This window comes from Allobosea sp. P1_A7, from assembly GCF_056406775.1.
The window spans coordinates 1-16,216 of record NZ_JBFTZN010000153.1; the positions used below are offsets into that span (position 1 = coordinate 1).

Consider the following 16,216-nt stretch of genomic DNA (forward strand, 5'->3'; position numbering starts at 1 on the left):
CGCCACCACAAACGACGGCGCTTCATTGGATGGTTTTGTCACCGCCCTGCACACCAGTGGGTACATCTTGCTGTTGAGCTCAGGTGGCGATGGGTAGGACCAACGCCACCACAAACGACGGCGCTTCATTGGATGGTTTTGTCACCGCCCTGCACACCAGTGGGTACATCTTGCTGTTGAGCTCAGGTGGCGATGGGTAGGACCAAACCTCATTCCGATCCAGGAGGAAGGTAATCTTGCTCGGGGATATATCCACTCCGAACGTGTGAAAGTCCGCGACAAGCGCTCCGTCCTTCACATCGATGACCTTGGCCTGACCTCTCTTCCTTGTGATGTCCTTGTACCAAACATGTACCACGGACTGGAAAGCAGCCGTGAACTGCCCATAATATTCAATGACGTCGATCTCAACATCCCCGTCAGAACTGTTGGCAGGCTTGAGCGGCGCCAGCCAGAACGCCGGCCAGGTGCCCGGGCCCGGGGGCATCTTCATTCGCACTTCGAAATAGCCGTATTGAGCGCCGACACCGGCTCCGCTCGCGTCGGCCCCAGCGATCAGCCCGGATTTCCACTTCCCGTCGGGCGTCTTTGAGGCCGTTATGACGAGCACGCCGTTTTCGATCTGGAATGGCCCCTGCGGCCCCGGATCCATGAACTGCGCGTCTCCAAAGTCGCCGTTCCACGGCGTGTGGGCAGTCCAGCGCGCGGGGCCGAGCGTGCGGGCCGCGATGCTGAGGGTGTCGAACTCCTCGAGCAGAACGGGGCGCAAGGCGCAGCTGTCCGAGCGAGCCTGCGCCCAAATGATCTGCTGGCTGCCGAATGCGGCGAGCAGGAATGCGGCAGAACTCATTTTCAGTAACGCGGCCATCGCGAAGCCCTCTATTTGGTTAGGGCACATGGTCCGCCCTTCGACGGGGGGCCGGGCCTCGCCCTGGCAGCCGGGCTCCTGCGCAAAACCGTGCCAGCCGAGGCGATCTGCAAACGCAGTGCCAGTGAAGCGTCAGAGTTCCGCTGACGGTCAAGCGGATCTTCGCCCGTCCCACGGATTCCCTGCCTCGCGACGGGGGGCGCCAGCGACTGGGCGGCCGGCGGCCTTCGTAAGAGCCAGCGCGTGCTCCGCCGCCACTTTTGCGACATCGAAACGCGCGACGTAAGCCGAACGAAACTCGGCGAATGCACGCTCGGCAACGATGTTGTCGTGATAGTAGAGCATCGCCCCGACCGCACCGGCCTTGTCGTCCGTCCGGACGAGTCGGCCCAGCCGCTCGTCGGTCAGAATATCGCTCGGGCCGAATTCACAATCCGACGACACCACCGGTAATCCGACACGCAAAGCCTCGCAGATCGCAAGGCTCCAGCCCTCCCAGCGCGACAGCGAGACGTAGACATCGGCAGCCGCCAGCGGACGAACGGGATCCTGCGGGTGATGTTCGAAGCTCACCGAATCCGCGATCCCGAGGGTACTGGCCTGAGCAAGCAGCCCGGCCTTCTCCTCGCCGTATCCGACCAGGACGAGTCTGGCCTTCGGACGTAGGCGAACGACGTCGGCGAACGCCTCAATAATTAGGTCCTGCCCCTTCTGAAAGCAAAAGCGTCCAACGTTCACAAAGACGACGCGGTCATCGTCATCGCGTGCCTCGCGCTCCATGGCCGGGAATTCGCGGACGGGATTTGGGGTCCAGTGGCTCGCCGCTCCCGGGAAATCCCGTCCGAAGGCCATGAGTTGCTTTGGGCTGGTGCCGAAGACGTAGGCCAGACGGTCCAGCACGAGCATTCGGAAAATGCCAAAGAGGATATTGGCTTTGGGATGAGTGTTCTCGTGCCGCGGGTTTCCGTGCAGGTGGAGAACCAGACGCGGACCGAGGCCCAGGCACGCGACCCAGACGATCGCTGTCGGTTCGATTTGGGGCACGACGACCAGATCATAGTTCCCATGCCCGATCATCCGGCGCAGGACGCCCATCTGATGCATACGTCCGCGGATCGAGCCCTTCAGATACGTGTACGCGCGTGGCCCAATGGCATAGTCGCCGTAGTCCGACAGATGCAGGACCGCAATCTCGAACCGCGATCCGTAGTCGACGGCTATCGTATTTGCGATCTCGTCGACCACCCGCTCGATTCCGGCAAATTTCCCTGTCGGTGGCAGGACATAGAGAATCCGAGCTCTGGTCATGTGTCTGTCATTTCTCTTACGTCCGCAGCTGAACCGCTAAACCTGGTGCGCGGCCGTGCTGCTGCGCCTGCAAGAGTCGCTCCAACCGCATGGATCGCTTCTATTACAGCGCGATTGATCTTGTGGTTTTCGCGAGCAGGGATCGATAGTCGAGCATCGTAACTTGCGTGCCTTCAGGAGAGGCAAAACTTAAAAAAAACTGGATGGCTGGTCGCGATTCAGCGCGAATCTGCCTGGCGATTGAGCAAACGGTGCTAGATTGATTTGCTTTTAGGGGTAGGGCGCCTTGTCTATACTGTGCTTTTCCAGCCCTTTAACCGGTCATCACTATGCAAGGGTCTGCGCTCCCGAATCCCCCTGCCGTGACAGAACGATGCGATGCGGTCGTGCTTGGCGCGGGGATTTCCGGACTGGTATCTGCTTCCGTTCTTCTGGAGCAGGGCTGCGAGCGGGTAATCATCGTCGATGAATATCCGCATATCGGCGGAAATCACATCGACTGGTCGTCAGACGGGTACACCTTCGATATCGGCAGCATCATATTTCAGGACGATTCACCGCTCCTTAAGCATTTCCCGGAGCTACTTGAACACTATGTGCGGATTGATCCCAGCTGGAGCAGGCTGACACCGCAAGGGATCGTGACCGCTTATCCGATTTCGGTCAGGGATGACATCCTCGCGGCCGGGCCGATCGAAATTTCGAAGATCCTTGCCTCTGTGCTCTATGCGCGCATCTTCCGACGGAAGATGCGGAATGCCAAGGAATTCGCGCAGTTCTGGATTCTGGATCAGCGAGCACAGCTCGCTGAGGTCCCTGCTGGCCCGTCTGGTAAAGCGGAAGCAACCACCACCCACGAACCGCCAGCTTGCGCGTCCGCGTGAGGGATATGGCCACCTGTACGCTGTTGCTGCTGCACGATTGGCGAAACGCGGCGCATCCATCGTCACGCATGCCAGGATGCTTCGGTTGGAGAAGCGCGACGGTCACTTTTGCCTCGCCCTGGACGACAAGGTCATCCTGGCCGAACGCGTCATTTCGACGATCCCCCTCATGAGGATCGAAGCGCTGTGCAATCTGCCGATCTCGGACAAGCTCGAAACGATCACGCTTCTGACTTTGTATTTCAGCTTCTCGGGTGAACGCGGTTTCGGAGAAGCGATACTCTATAATTTTTCTCACAAGGGGGCCTGGAAGCGGTTGACCGTGTACTCGGATTTTTATGGGCGACGCGGGGATCGGGAGTACTTTGCCGTCGAGGTCATCGCCAACCACATCCAGGGATCGGTCGTTAAAGCCGAAAAGGACTTCCGAGATCATGTGGCGGCTAACGGGCTTTTCGCCGGAGATCTCAAGCTCGAAGGAAGCCATTTCCTCGAGAATGCCTACCCGATCTACAAAGGGCGAGCGGATCAGAAGGCCGCAAAGGCCATCCAGGCACTGAGGGCAATGGGGATCGAGTCGTTCGGGCGGCAAGGGGGCTTCAATTACCAGCCGACGGCGCGCGTCTCTACTTTGGAAGCCGAGGCCGCCTTGCGACGCACAAGCGGGCTTTGACCAGCTAAGAGCCGATGTCTCTAAGTAATTAGGCAGCGGGCTCGACGTCCTCCATCGAGGTGTTTGATGCCGWCTTGACCATCCCCGACGATCTCAGACGTCGAAATCCTGGGATGGATGGCGGAAATTGGTCGAGATGCCCGTAATATCTGTCCCKGCTAGCTTGTTGCCGGCTATGTGCGTCAACAAGAGCCATTCCAAGCCGAGGGCATTCACGCGGACGTGAGCAGCTCACTGAGCAACAATCGGCGTTAACCTGAGCCTGCTTTCCGTTCCATAACGAGTGGCAGGACGATACTCGCGCTCTCTACGCGCGGCGCAGTGAAAGTTAGCACCGCCCCGCTGTAAATGGTCACGGAAATTGTGAGGGTGAGTCCGCCGACGCAGTGAAGTTCCATTTCGCTCGACATCCCACAGGGATCGATGTGGCTAATGTTCCCGGTAAAGGATCCCTCCCAGATGCCTTCTCGCCGAGCGGCCTCGAATTGATAAAGGCCGGGGATAGAATAGTTGTGGCGCAGCATTAGCCGGCCTCTGCCTGAGGGCATCAAATGTTCCTTTGTGGCGTAGCTTCCTCGATGTAGGCACTCGGCGATTCTTGATGTTCGAGCACGCAGCTCGACTGTGCTGGGCCTCCATCAAAAAAGTAAAACCGGGAGGCAAGTCCTTTGTTCCCCCCAACCGCTCTCATGCCCATTGTTCAAGGGGCCAGATCAGCGGGACGGCTCGTGGGTCGTGCCCGAGTTTGGGAGCGAGCCAGCCCCGACGACCAGCAAGCGGCGTGAAGTTGTTCGAAGCAGATGGGGGGAGGAGTGGAGGGAGGGGCTGACTTCGGACGTAATCGATAGACTGGTCCAAGATCGAGCCATCGCATCGGTTATGTTACGGTCAAACTTGATAGGTGCACCGCTACCGTTCCCGTCGGCTGCATCTGCATTGACGGTCCGTGCTGCTTCGCGCCTACGGGGCGAAAATCCGGTGCGGCATTTGCCTGCGCGAGCGGCCAGTGCGGCGCCGCCGGCGGGGATGGCGCGCGCGAAGGCGCGATGCTCGGCCAGCGAAGCGGCAATGTTCTCGGCCTTCAGCCTTCCCCGCCAGGGTTAGGGCCAGCTTCTCGGAGATCCCGTCATCGGCGAGATCGCGAGGAAGCATGCGAAGACCCCGGCTCAGATCATCATCCGCTGGCACATCGACAGCGGCCTGATCGTGATCCCGAAATCGGTTACTCCGAGCCGGATCACGGAGAATTTCGATGTCTTCGGCTTCGAACTCGACGAGCAGGCTATCGCCGCCGTGAGCGGCCTGGATCGGTCCGATGGCCGGATCGGGCCCGACCCGATGTCTGCGGCGTTCTGACGTTGAACTGCGGGCAGCACGCTAATCCACGATCGAGGTGAGCGGCACGCTGATGGACACCGCGACAACTTCTCGCTGCCAGTCTTGCGTGAACTTGCCGCTGAACTGAGAGGCGATCCATCTCCGGGGGGCTAAGCGCTCTGTCTAGTGCCCAGGACATCCTGACAGAGACGAGCTGGAGTGCCGCCGACATCGCGCACGTCGTCGACAGAGCGCCCCCATGTCGACGCGTCGGAACGGGTGAAGGCGCTCGGCCCCCACGCCGAAATCTCCGCGCAGCAGGCGCTTGGCTTGTCCCTGGCAATGCATGAACTCGCGACCAACGCGATCAAATACGGAGCCCTGTCAGTGCCGGATGGGCGGGTCGACATCAAGTGGCTGGTGGCTTCCGACCGGACGATTCGGTTCGAGTGGCGAGAAAGCGGCGGTCCTCCCGTAAAGGCAGGGGATCGGAAAGGATTTGGGTCCAGGCTCACGGAACGAATCGTCCCCGCCTACTTCGGTGGCAAGGCGGGCGTTCACTTCGATCCGACCGGCCTTCGCTACTTCTTGGAGGGCGTCCTGGAGACGGACGAATAATTTCCTCGTTGGCTCCGAAACGAAACCGACCGATTTGAGTTAATCCCTGATGTCCCGCTCCGCACCTATCACCGTCCTTGTCGTCGAGGACGAGCCCTTCGTTCGTATGGACGCCGTCGACATGGTCGAGGAGGCCGGCTTCATCGCGGTTGAGGCTGCGAACGCTGACGAAGCGATCCGCATACTTGAGACTAATCCCGACATTCGGATTATCTTCACCGATATCGGCATGCCTGGCTCGATGGACGGCATCAAGCTCGCCTTTGCGGTTCGCGAACGGTGGCCGCCAGTCGTCATCATAATTGCGTCGGGGCATCAAAAGCCTCTTGCGGCCGACCTGCCCGCGCGCGCCCGCTTCTTCGCCAAACCTTATGAGCACGCGGCCATTAAGGCCGCGCTTCGGGAAGCCGTTTAGTTCGCAAGAGGAGACGGACCTAGGCCGTCATCATCGCCCCGGCCAGCGGCTTCCCGTGATAAGGCACCTTCTTCTTCCAACTCCTGAGCGAGAAAATACGAGATACGCCGGGAACTCCGTGTTCCGCGATGGGTTCGCTGCCGGCGTGTTGGCGCCCCGCATCCGGCACCGTCACGGCCTAAGGGCCTCGCCATCCATCCCCCGGCTCCGGGGCCCGCCTTACGTCGATCCACCCTAGTCAGCTGCACCGCTCGATGGAGGAGATCATGCGTTGTCTGCCGCTCGCCTGTGTCCTCGCCGCGTTGCCGGCTGCTGCCCAAACCGAGTGGCTGGCGCGTCCTGAACTCGTGCTCAAGACAGTGGTTCCGGGAATGCCGACCGGTGCCCAGCAGGAGCGGTACCATACCGGTGACGGTCCATGCCATCGAAGGCGCCTTTACCCTGGAAATGCATAGGCGCACCCCAGTGATGGTTCTTTCAGGCAGGTAGTTCGCCTGGAGTGGGGGCCGGAGACCTTACGCCTGAGTCCGTCGCTGCCTTACATGTGTTGGAACCAAGGCGGATTTGGGGCGTTTCGTCGTGAGCTCAGTTCGAATGCACTGATGGCATCCTGGAGGTTTTGGCTTGCACATCCGCAATTCTACCTCTGCCAGCTGCCTTGAGTCGTCGCTCCCGTCGCTCATGGCCGTAGCCTTGAAGCTTCAGTCATCTAACAATCGGTCGACGTGCTGTAGCAGCAGTCCGCTCGATCTATTTCTGGGTGCCGCCGGTTCCGCTCAAAGGGCTCTGTGGAGGGGCGTGAGGTACGCGCAACGTTGCCGCCACCGACCCGGCTGTCGGGGCGTGCCGAGCGAAGCGCCGCTCTCGCGTACTGCTGAGCTCACACGTTAAGATAGCCTCCCAAATCCGTGCTGAGCGTGCTGTGCGACCCGGATTGGAAATGTGGCGCCTAGATCACTTTGTGGTTGATACCGAGCGGAGCCAACTCCCATGAACCATGCTGGAAGTGACAAGGATCAGGCTCTGTCCAAGCAGCGGCAGACCACCTTGCCGGCRGCCAATCCTGAATTCGGCGCAACATCGGCCACGGACGGCTCGGTGGTTGACCTGGATGAACTTCTGAATGCCTTCCAATCGATGCGCCGCGGAGAATTCTCCGTCAGGCTGCGGGGCAACCAGATCGGTCTAGCCGGCAAGATCGCCGATGCCTTCAACGACATCGTCGCTGCCAATGAAAGAATGGCAGAACAACTGGAACATGTGGGTCAAGTTGTCGGCCGGGATGGAAAGACGCGAACCCGGGTGCGTTTTGGACTGTCCGCCGGCGCCTGGGCGGATATGGAAAACTCCGTCAACGCGCTGATTGACGACCTTCTGTGGCCGACCGCCGCGGTCAACCGCACGATCTCCGCAGTCGCAAAGGGCGATCTCCTCCAGACGATGCCGCTCGACGTGGACGGGCGTCCGCTCAAGGGAGAGTTCCTGCGCTCGGCGACCATCGTGAACACGATGATCAAGCAACTCAGTGTCTTCACCTCGGAGGTGACGCGCGTCGCAAGGGAGGTCGGCACAGATGGCAAGCTGGGTGGCCAGGCGCAGGTCCGGGAAGTCACCGGGGTCTGGAAGGATCTAACCGAGAGCGTCAACTCGATGGCCTCGAATCTGACGGCTCAGGTCCGCAATCTTGCCGAGGTGACCATCGCAGTTGCGAATGGCGACCTCTCCAAGAAGATCACCGTCGACGTGCGTGGGGAGATTCTGCAGCTGAAGGAAGCCATCAATACGATGGTGGACCAGCTTCGTTCCTTCGCCTCGGAGGTGACGCGCGTCGCTCGCGAGGTGGGAACCGAAGGCAAGCTCGGAGGGCAGGCCCTCGTCCCCGGCGTCGCGGGCACCTGGAAGGACCTGACCGACTCCGTCAACGCCATGTGCGGCAACCTCACTGCTCAGGTCCGAAACATCGCTCAGGTGACGACAGCGGTGGCTCGCGGCGATCTTTCCCGCAAGATCACCGTGAACGTCTCGGGAGAAATCCTGGAACTCAAAGAGACCATCAACACGATGGTCGATCAGCTCAACGGCTTTGCCGGTGAAGTCACGCGCGTCGCGCGCGAGGTCGGCACTGAAGGGCGTCTTGGGGGACAGGCGCAAGTGCCGGGTGTCGCGGGAACCTGGAAGGACCTGACCGACAACGTCAACTCGATGGCGTCCAACCTGACGGCCCAGGTTCGCAATATCGCCGAGGTCTCGACGGCGATCGCCAATGGCGACCTATCGAAGAAGATCACAGTGACCGTGTCGGGCGAGATCCTGGAACTCAAGGAAACTATCAACACGATGGTCGACCAGCTCAACGCCTTCGCCTCGGAAGTGACGCGCGTTGCGCGTGAGGTCGGCACGGAGGGGCGCCTTGGTGGCCAGGCCAACGTGCGCGGCGTCGCTGGAACCTGGAAGGACCTGACCGAGAACGTCAATTCCATGGCCGGCAACCTGACGGCCCAGGTTCGCAATATCGCCGAGGTCTCGACAGCGATCGCCAATGGCGACCTGTCGAAAAAGATCACCGTCGATGTGAAAGGTGAGATCCTCCAGCTGAAGCAGACGATCAACACCACCGTGGACCAGCTTAACGCCTTCGCATCAGAGGTCACCCGCGTGGCTCGGGAGGTTGGCACCGAAGGCAAGCTCGGTGGTCAAGCCCAGCTAAAGGGTGTCGCGGGAACTTGGAAGGACCTCACCGACTCTGTGAATTCGATGGCTTCGAACCTGACCGGTCAGGTCCGCAATATCGCTGAAGTAGCGACCGCCGTGGCGCAGGGCGACCTTTCGAAGAAGATTACCGTGACGGTGTCCGGCGAAATTCTGGAGCTGAAGGAGACGATCAACACGATGGTCGACCAGCTGAACGGCTTCGCCGGCGAAGTCACGCGCGTCGCCCGCGAGGTCGGTACGGAAGGGCGGCTCGGCGGCCAGGCCAACGTTCTCGGTGTCGCTGGAACCTGGAAGGACCTGACCGACAGCGTGAACTCGATGGCCGGGAATCTCACGGCGCAGGTCCGCAACATTGCCGAGGTCTCGACTGCGATCGCCAATGGGGACCTTTCGCGCAAGATCACCGTCGACGTGAAAGGCGAAATCCTTCAGCTGAAGGAAACGCTGAACACAATGGTGGACCAACTCAATCGCTTTGCGTCGGAAGTGACGCGTGTAGCGCGCGAGGTGGGCACGGAGGGCAAACTCGGTGGCCAGGCCCAGGTGCCGGGCGTCGCCGGGACCTGGAAGGATCTAACCGAGAACGTCAACTCGATGGCGTCGAACCTGACGGGCCAGGTCCGCAACATCGCTGAGGTTACCACTGCCGTGGCGCGCGGCGATCTCTCGCGCAAGATCACCGTCGATGTAAAAGGCGAGATCCTCGAACTGAAGAATACCATCAACACCATGGTGGACCAACTCAATGCGTTCGCAGGGGAAGTCACGCGCGTCGCACGCGAGGTCGGCACGGAAGGAAAGCTGGGTGGCCAGGCCCAAGTGCCCGGCGTCGCCGGAACCTGGAAGGATTTGACCGACAGCGTGAATTCGATGGCGGGCAACCTGACCGCTCAGGTTCGAAATATTGCGGAGGTCGCGACCGCGATCGCCAATGGTGATCTTTCGCGCAAGATCACTGTCGACGTCCGCGGCGAAATTCTGCTGCTCAAGGACACTCTCAATACGATGGTCGACCAACTCCGCTCCTTTGCGGGGGAGGTCACCCGCGTAGCGCGCGAAGTCGGAACGGATGGACGGCTGGGCGGTCAGGCGGTGGTTCCCGGCGTGGCTGGTACCTGGAAGGATCTCACTGACAACGTGAACCTGTTGGCCGCAAACCTGACCACGCAGGTTCGCAACATTGCCGAGGTCACGACTGCAGTCGCTCGCGGCGACCTCTCGCGCAAGATCACCGTCGACGTGAAGGGCGAGATCCTCGAACTGAAAAACACCATCAACACGATGGTCGACCAGCTCAATGCCTTTGCCGGCGAGGTTACCCGCGTTGCGCGTGAGGTGGGTACGGAAGGCAAGCTTGGTGGCCAGGCCCAGGTGCCTGGCGTTGCCGGAACCTGGAAGGACCTGACCGATACGGTCAACGTCATGGCTGCAAACCTCACCGAACAGGTCCGTGGCATCGTCAAGGTGGTGACGGCCGTGGCCAATGGTGACCTCAAGCAGAACCTGACGGTCGCCTCGAAGGGTGAGGTCGCCGCCCTCGCCGAGACCATCAACAACATGACGAACACGCTCGCGACATTCGCGGACCAGGTGACCACGGTGGCGCGTGAGGTGGGGGTCGAAGGGCGCCTGGGTGGTCAGGCCAATGTCCCGGGCACCGCAGGGACATGGAAGGACCTGACCGGCAACGTCAACCTCTTGGCCGCGAACCTGACCACGCAAGTCCGCGCAATCGCCGAGGTGGCGACTGCGGTGACCAAGGGCGATCTGACGCGCTCGATCCAGGTCGAGGCACGGGGGGAGGTCGCCGAGCTCAAAGACAACATCAATACGATGATCGGCAACCTGCGGCTGACTACCGAACGCAACACCGAGCAAGACTGGCTGAAGACCAATCTCGCGCGTTTCACCAGCATGCTCCAGGGACAACGCGATCTTTCCACCGTGGGACGCATGTTGCTGTCGGAGTTGGCGCCGCTGGTCGGGGCTCAGCACGGCGTCATCTATCAGGTCGGGGCCGAGGCGGATCAGCCGGTCCTACGGCTTCTCTCGACCTATGCAGACGATCCCGCGAACGGCCATCCCGCGCGGCTGCAGATGGGTGACGGCCTCATTGGCCAATGCGCGCAGGACGCACGGCGGATCCTCGTCACTGACCTGCCAAAGACGATCACTCCGATCGGCTCAGGGGTGTTTAGGGCGCGGCCGCGAAACGCAATCGTGTTGCCGGTGCTGTCCGAAGGCCAGGTGAAGGCCGTCATCGAGCTTGCCTCGATCGCAAGCTTCACGGAGCTCCAGCTCTCCTTCCTCGACCAACTCACCACATCCATCGGCATCGTTCTCAATTCCATCGAGGCTACGATGCAGACCGAAGGGCTCCTGACCCAATCGCAGCAGCTCGCCACGGAGCTCCAGACCCAGCAGCGAGAGTTGCAGCAGACCAACGAGCAGCTCGAACAGAAGGCCCAGCAACTCGCCGAGCGGAATGTCGAGGTCGAGGCCAAGAACCAGGAGATCGAACAGGCCCGGCGCGCCCTCGAGGAAAAGGCTACCGAACTCGCACTGACCTCAAAATATAAATCCGAGTTTCTGGCGAACATGTCCCATGAGTTGCGCACGCCGCTCAACTCGATTCTTATCCTCGGACAGCAGCTCGGAGAAAATCCCGAGGGCAATCTTTCTGACAAGCAGGTCGAGTTTGCGCGGACGATTCACGGTGCTGGCACAGATCTGTTGAACCTGATCAGCGACATTCTCGATCTGTCCAAGATTGAATCGGGAACTGTCTCTGTCGATGCCGAAGAGATTTTCTTCAACAGCTTGCTCGATGTTCTGACACGGCCGTTCCGGCACGAAGCGGAAGCTCGGAAGCTTTCCTTCAATGTGGAACTCGCCCCGGACTTGGATCGCAGCATCATCACGGACTCCAAACGCCTTCAACAGGTCCTCAAGAACCTGCTGTCGAACGCTTTCAAATTCACAGACCATGGGGGAATCCGCTTGCGAGTCTCGCCCGTGCTGAGTGGCTGGAGCGTCGATCATCCGTCACTCCGGCACGCCCCTTCCGTTGTCGCCTTTGAAGTGTCGGATACGGGCATCGGTATCCCGCCCGAGAAGCAAAGGATCATCTTCGAGGCCTTCCAGCAGGCGGATGCGTCGACAAGCCGCAAATATGGTGGGACCGGTCTCGGGCTCGCCATCAGCCGTGAACTGGCAAATCTCCTGGGCGGAGAGATTCAGTTGCAGAGCGCTCCGGGAGCGGGCAGCACGTTCACGCTGTATCTGCCTCTGAATTTTGTCGGCGCCGCGCCGATCGCAATGAGGCCTACCCTCACGGATGCCGCCGCGGTCTCAATCGCCGCACTCACGACCGGGCGTCTTGGGGACAAGGCGGCCGAGCAGCTCCTCGATGATCGCGACAAAATCCAGGACGGAGACTCGATCCTGCTTGTGGTCGAGGACGATCCGCATTTTGCCAGCGTTCTGGTCGACCTGGCCCATGCGAATGGGTTCAAAGTGCTCATCGCTATGCGGGGCGCCGACGCGCTCTCGCTCGCGCGTGAGTTTTATCCCACCGCAATCACACTCGATGTTTTCTTGCCGGACATGTTGGGCTGGACGGTGCTCAGCCAGCTGAAGCAGGATCCGACGACACGCCATMTTCCCGTGCAGATTGTGACCCTCGACGAAGACCGTCAGCACGGGCTGGCGCGCGGAGCCTTCGCGTTCATGCACAAGCCGGCTACGAGCGAGGGCCTCGACCGCGCGCTTTCAAGACTGAAGTCATATGCCGAGCCTCATCGGAAGCGCCTGCTTCTTGTCGAAGATAATGACAGCGAACGCCTTGGCGTGACTGAGCTTCTGGGGCACGCCGATATCGATATCACCAGTGTAGACACTGGTGCGAAGGCGCTTGACGTACTGAGCGAGGGCTCGACCGACTGCGTGGTTCTGGACCTCAAATTGCCAGACATGTCCGGATTTGAARTTCTGGAGCGAATCCGCGACGACGCAACGATTGCTGACGTGCCAGTGGTTGTCTTCACTGGTCGCGAACTCTCACCCGAGGAAGATGCGCAGCTTCATACGATCGCGCGCAGCGTCGTGGTGAAAGGCGTCGAGTCACCTGAGAGGCTGCTCGACGAAACAGCGCTCTTCCTCCATCGAGTCGTGTCCGACCTTCCTCCCTCGAAACAGGCGATGCTTGAGAGACTGCATAGCTCGGACGAAGACCTCGAGGGCGAAACAATTTTGCTCGTGGACGATGATGCGCGAAACATTTTCGCACTCAGCAGCGTTCTAGAGCGTCGCGGGATGAAAGTACTTACGGCGACGACCGGGACGGAAGCGATTACAATAATCAACTCTCAACCTGAGATAGCTCTCGTTCTCATGGATATCATGATGCCCGGCATGGATGGATACGAAACGATCCAGGTCATTCGCTCGAATCCATCGCTGCGGCGCCTGCCCATCGTTGCCCTTACCGCAAAAGCGATGAAGGGGGATCGAGAAAAATGCTTGGAAGCCGGGGCCTCGGACTATCTCGCGAAGCCGGTGAATACAGAGCAATTGTTGTCAGCTCTTCGGATGTGGCTCCATCGCTGATGAGAATCCCAACCATGGATCCGGTCAATATCCTGCTGGTTGACGATCAGCCCGCGAAGCTTCTGAGCTATGAGGTTATTCTTGAACACTTAGGCGAGAACCTCATCAAGGCTAGGTCTGGCCGTGAGGCGCTTGAGCATCTTCTAAAAACTGATGTTGCCGTCATCCTCGTTGACGTATGCATGCCGGATCAGGACGGATTCGAGCTCGTCGCGATGATCCGCGAACACCCTCGTTACCAAAAGACAGCGATCATCTTCGTCTCCGCAATCATGATGGCCGAACCTGATCGGCTACGTGGCTACGAGGCCGGTGCAGTCGATTATGTTTCGGTTCCCGTGGTCCCGGAGGTCCTGCGCGCGAAGGTCAAGGTCTTTTGCGAACTCTACCGCAAGAACAGGGAACTCGAACGCCTCAATGCTGAGCTCGAACGCCGTGTCGCTGACCGAACCGCCGCACTAGAGGCCTCATCAGCCGAGCTTCGCCTCCTCAACGAGAATCTGGAGCAACGCATTGAGGAGCGCACACGCGAACGCGAAGAAGCTCTGGCACAGTTGTTCGAAGCGCAGAAGCTCGACACGATCGGTCAGCTCACGGGTGGCGTGGCCCATGATTTCAATAACCTTCTGATGGCAGCTCTCGGAAGCTTGAGCCTGCTCAAGAAGCATATTCCGAAGGAAGACCGAACCGAAAGATTACTTGGCAACGCGATCCAAGCAGCCGAACGTGGCGCTGCTTTGACAAAGCGTCTTCTTGCGTTCGCGCGCAGACAAGAATTGAAGCCGCAGGCAGTTGATATTGTTAATCTTGTCAATGATATGGAGAATCTGCTTCAACGCGCGGTTGGTCCTGGCATTAAACTGTCGAGCAGACTGCCAGAGAATTTATCTAAGGTACTGGCTGATTCAAATCAACTAGAACTTGCCTTGCTAAACCTTGTGGTAAACGCACGTGACGCAATGCCTTCTGGTGGCGCAATCTTAGTCCATGCCGAAGATAAGATTATTTCGCCCAGTAATCAGTACCTGAATCTCAAGCACGGTGCGTACGTTTGTATCAGCGTTTCCGATACGGGGCTTGGTATGGACGAGGTCACTCTCGCTAAGGCAGCTGAACCGTTCTTCACGACTAAGGGGCCGGGCAAAGGTACCGGGCTAGGCCTATCAATGGTCCACGGCCTTGCAGCCCAGTCGGGCGGTACGTTGGCACTATCAAGCGAGGTCAATCGAGGCACGCGCGTCGACCTGTGGCTTCCGGTTTCCGCTGATGGCTCAGTTGAGGAGGTCGAACCCGGGCCGGCCACCACTCCCCACCGTAGCTCAAAATTTGTTTCCCGCACGATTCTCGTCGTGGACGATGACGCCCTGGTTTCAATGGGCACAGCGGCCATGCTGGAGGATCTCGGCCATACTGCAATCGAGGTTATGTCCGGCGCGAAGGCCTTAGAAGTGCTAGCTTCAAATCAGCAGATCGAGTTGATTATCACTGATCATGCGATGCCTGGCATGACGGGAGCAGAACTCGCGCGCTGTGTGCGGTCCTCTCGGCCCAGGTTTCCAATTGTCTTGGCTTCTGGATATGCCGAACTGCCCGACGACGAAGGTTTGTCCAACCTGCATCGGCTCGGGAAGCCTTTCGACCAGGCCCAGCTTGTTGCCGCAATTGAGCGGGCAATGAAAGGCGACTGAAACGTCTTGATCACTGGCGTCGCGCTCAGCCGTCTACAATCGTTGAGTTCTGCCGCCGTCGGCCAAAGGCCGCCGGAAGCTCCGTCGGCATGTTTGCGGGTTGGAGGCTAAGCCCCTTCGAGCATGCTTGTTATTTTCCGACCTAACTTCTCAAGGTCGAAGAGCTTCGTGATCATATCCATGCCGCCAGCCAAGAAATCCGAACGATTGACCGCGGTGGCCGCGTAGCCGGTAAGCTGGCCGACGCAGCGCAACTCAGCCGCCACGGAACCAAAAAGGGAGATGCGCATTCTCAGCGCAGCAACCCCATGAGCGGCGCCATGACGAACACTCAAACCCCTGATGCGCCGCCTCGGCCTCCTACGCGATTACGCCGCGTTTCGCCCATTGAACTGACGATCAGCCGCGTCCGGTTTGGGCGCTCCTTCGGGTACAGGGATCAGGAAGGCGCGAAGATCACGGATGAGGAAACACTGGCTCGCATCCGCTCCCTCGCTATTCCACCAGCCTATGAGGATGTTCGCATTGCCGGCGACCCGCGGGCGCATCTGCAAGCTGTTGGTCACGATGAAGCCGGACCCGTCCAGCATCGTTACCACCCTGATTGGGAGAAAGTGCGCGAGCGGCGCAAGCTAAAGCGCCTCGCCCACCTAATCACTGCACTGCCGAAACTCCGCGCGCGGGTCGCGGCCGACATGAAGGCACGTAAGCTTTCGCAGGGAAAGGCTCTTGCCTGCGCCGCGGCCATCATCGACCGCTGCCATCTTCGCGTCGGCAACGAGACCTATGCCAAAGGCCAATGGTAGTCACGGCACATCGACGCTGCTTAAGCGCCACGTCACGCTGACGGGAACGCGGGTCGCGCTACATTTTAGGGGCAAGGGTGGCAAGGAGATCGCTTGCGAAACAGACGATGCTGCGCTCGTTCGGGCCCTGGCGCGCATTGTCACGCTCCCGGGGCGGCGCCTTCTGCAATACCGTCGCGAGGACGACTACGTCGCACCGATCCATGCGGCAGAGATCAACACCTATCTCAAGAATGCCTGCGGACTGCCGATCAGCAGTAAGGATCTGCGGATGCTAGAGCAGGTTCATGGTTTTCCGATTCTGCCGGGATTCCCAAGC

The 16,216-nt window shown here is 59.8% G+C and carries 9 protein-coding genes and 4 pseudogenes; 10 read left to right on the plus strand and 3 right to left on the minus strand.

From position 1 onward, the window contains the following. Positions 1 to 79: 79 nt before the first annotated feature. On the minus strand, positions 80 to 868 hold the full coding sequence (locus AC1D34_RS23580; RefSeq protein ID WP_476825483.1) for a glycoside hydrolase family 16 protein: 789 nt from the start codon (positions 866 to 868) through the stop codon (positions 80 to 82). Positions 869 to 1,018: 150 nt separating this feature from the next. After that, the gene (locus AC1D34_RS23585) at positions 1,019 to 2,113 is read right to left on the minus strand and encodes a glycosyltransferase (protein WP_441508396.1); all 1,095 of its coding nucleotides are present in this window, start codon (positions 2,111 to 2,113) and stop codon (positions 1,019 to 1,021) included. Positions 2,114 to 2,562: 449 nt separating this feature from the next. Here AC1D34_RS23585 and AC1D34_RS23590 point away from each other — a divergent pair, with 449 nt between their 5' ends. The 8 genes and pseudogenes from AC1D34_RS23590 (at position 2,563) to AC1D34_RS23625 (ending at position 15,091) form a co-directional block, all read left to right on the plus strand. Beyond that, positions 2,563 to 3,060, plus strand: coding sequence for an NAD(P)-binding protein (locus AC1D34_RS23590; protein WP_476825484.1), 498 nt, complete (start codon positions 2,563 to 2,565; stop codon positions 3,058 to 3,060). Between the two features lie 85 nt (positions 3,061 to 3,145). Continuing rightward, a complete protein-coding gene (locus AC1D34_RS23595) occupies positions 3,146 to 3,733 on the plus strand; it encodes a hypothetical protein (RefSeq protein WP_476825485.1) in 588 nt (195 codons plus the stop codon). Positions 3,734 to 4,837: 1,104 nt separating this feature from the next. Further along, positions 4,838 to 5,089: pseudogene (locus AC1D34_RS23600) on the plus strand (aldo/keto reductase); the annotation flags it as partial. Positions 5,090 to 5,269: 180 nt separating this feature from the next. After that, positions 5,270 to 5,668 (plus strand): sensor histidine kinase family protein, encoded by a 399-nt coding sequence (locus tag AC1D34_RS23605; protein WP_441508398.1) that lies wholly within the window; start codon positions 5,270 to 5,272, stop codon positions 5,666 to 5,668. A gap of 49 nt (positions 5,669 to 5,717) precedes the next feature. Then, positions 5,718 to 6,083: a response regulator gene (locus AC1D34_RS23610; protein WP_441508399.1), complete on the plus strand. Its 366-nt coding sequence runs from the start codon at positions 5,718 to 5,720 to the stop codon at positions 6,081 to 6,083. A gap of 1,098 nt (positions 6,084 to 7,181) precedes the next feature. After that, positions 7,182 to 12,108, plus strand: a pseudogene (locus AC1D34_RS23615) (HAMP domain-containing protein); the annotation flags it as partial. Between the two features lie 89 nt (positions 12,109 to 12,197). Next, positions 12,198 to 13,403, plus strand: a pseudogene (locus AC1D34_RS23620) (response regulator); the annotation flags it as partial. A 14-nt stretch (positions 13,404 to 13,417) separates the two neighbouring features. Then, complete coding sequence (locus tag AC1D34_RS23625; protein ID WP_476825486.1) at positions 13,418 to 15,091, plus strand: response regulator; 1,674 nt, start codon at positions 13,418 to 13,420, stop codon at positions 15,089 to 15,091. A gap of 107 nt (positions 15,092 to 15,198) precedes the next feature. Here AC1D34_RS23625 and AC1D34_RS23630 read toward each other — a convergent pair whose 3' ends face one another. Beyond that, positions 15,199 to 15,381: a hypothetical protein gene (locus AC1D34_RS23630; RefSeq protein WP_441508401.1), complete on the minus strand. Its 183-nt coding sequence runs from the start codon at positions 15,379 to 15,381 to the stop codon at positions 15,199 to 15,201. A gap of 30 nt (positions 15,382 to 15,411) precedes the next feature. On the opposite strand from AC1D34_RS23630, the gene AC1D34_RS23635 reads away from it, so the two are divergent. After that, positions 15,412 to 15,897 carry a hypothetical protein gene (locus AC1D34_RS23635; RefSeq protein ID WP_476825487.1) on the plus strand — a complete coding sequence of 162 codons (486 nt, stop codon included), beginning with the start codon at positions 15,412 to 15,414 and terminating at the stop codon, positions 15,895 to 15,897. Then, positions 15,878 to 16,216: pseudogene (locus tag AC1D34_RS23640) on the plus strand (hypothetical protein); the annotation flags it as partial. The gene AC1D34_RS23635 and the pseudogene AC1D34_RS23640, both read left to right, overlap by 20 nt.

Coding starts and splice junctions, on each gene's coding strand:
- AC1D34_RS23630 (WP_441508401.1), bottom strand. CDS start 15,381: ATGCGCATCTCCCTTTTTGGTTCCGTGGCGGCTGAGTTGCGCTGCGTC.
- AC1D34_RS23625 (WP_476825486.1), top strand. CDS start 13,418: ATGGATCCGGTCAATATCCTGCTGGTTGACGATCAGCCCGCGAAGCTT.
- AC1D34_RS23580 (WP_476825483.1), bottom strand. CDS start 868: ATGGCCGCGTTACTGAAAATGAGTTCTGCCGCATTCCTGCTCGCCGCA.
- AC1D34_RS23635 (WP_476825487.1), top strand. CDS start 15,412: ATGACGAACACTCAAACCCCTGATGCGCCGCCTCGGCCTCCTACGCGA.
- AC1D34_RS23610 (WP_441508399.1), top strand. CDS start 5,718: ATGTCCCGCTCCGCACCTATCACCGTCCTTGTCGTCGAGGACGAGCCC.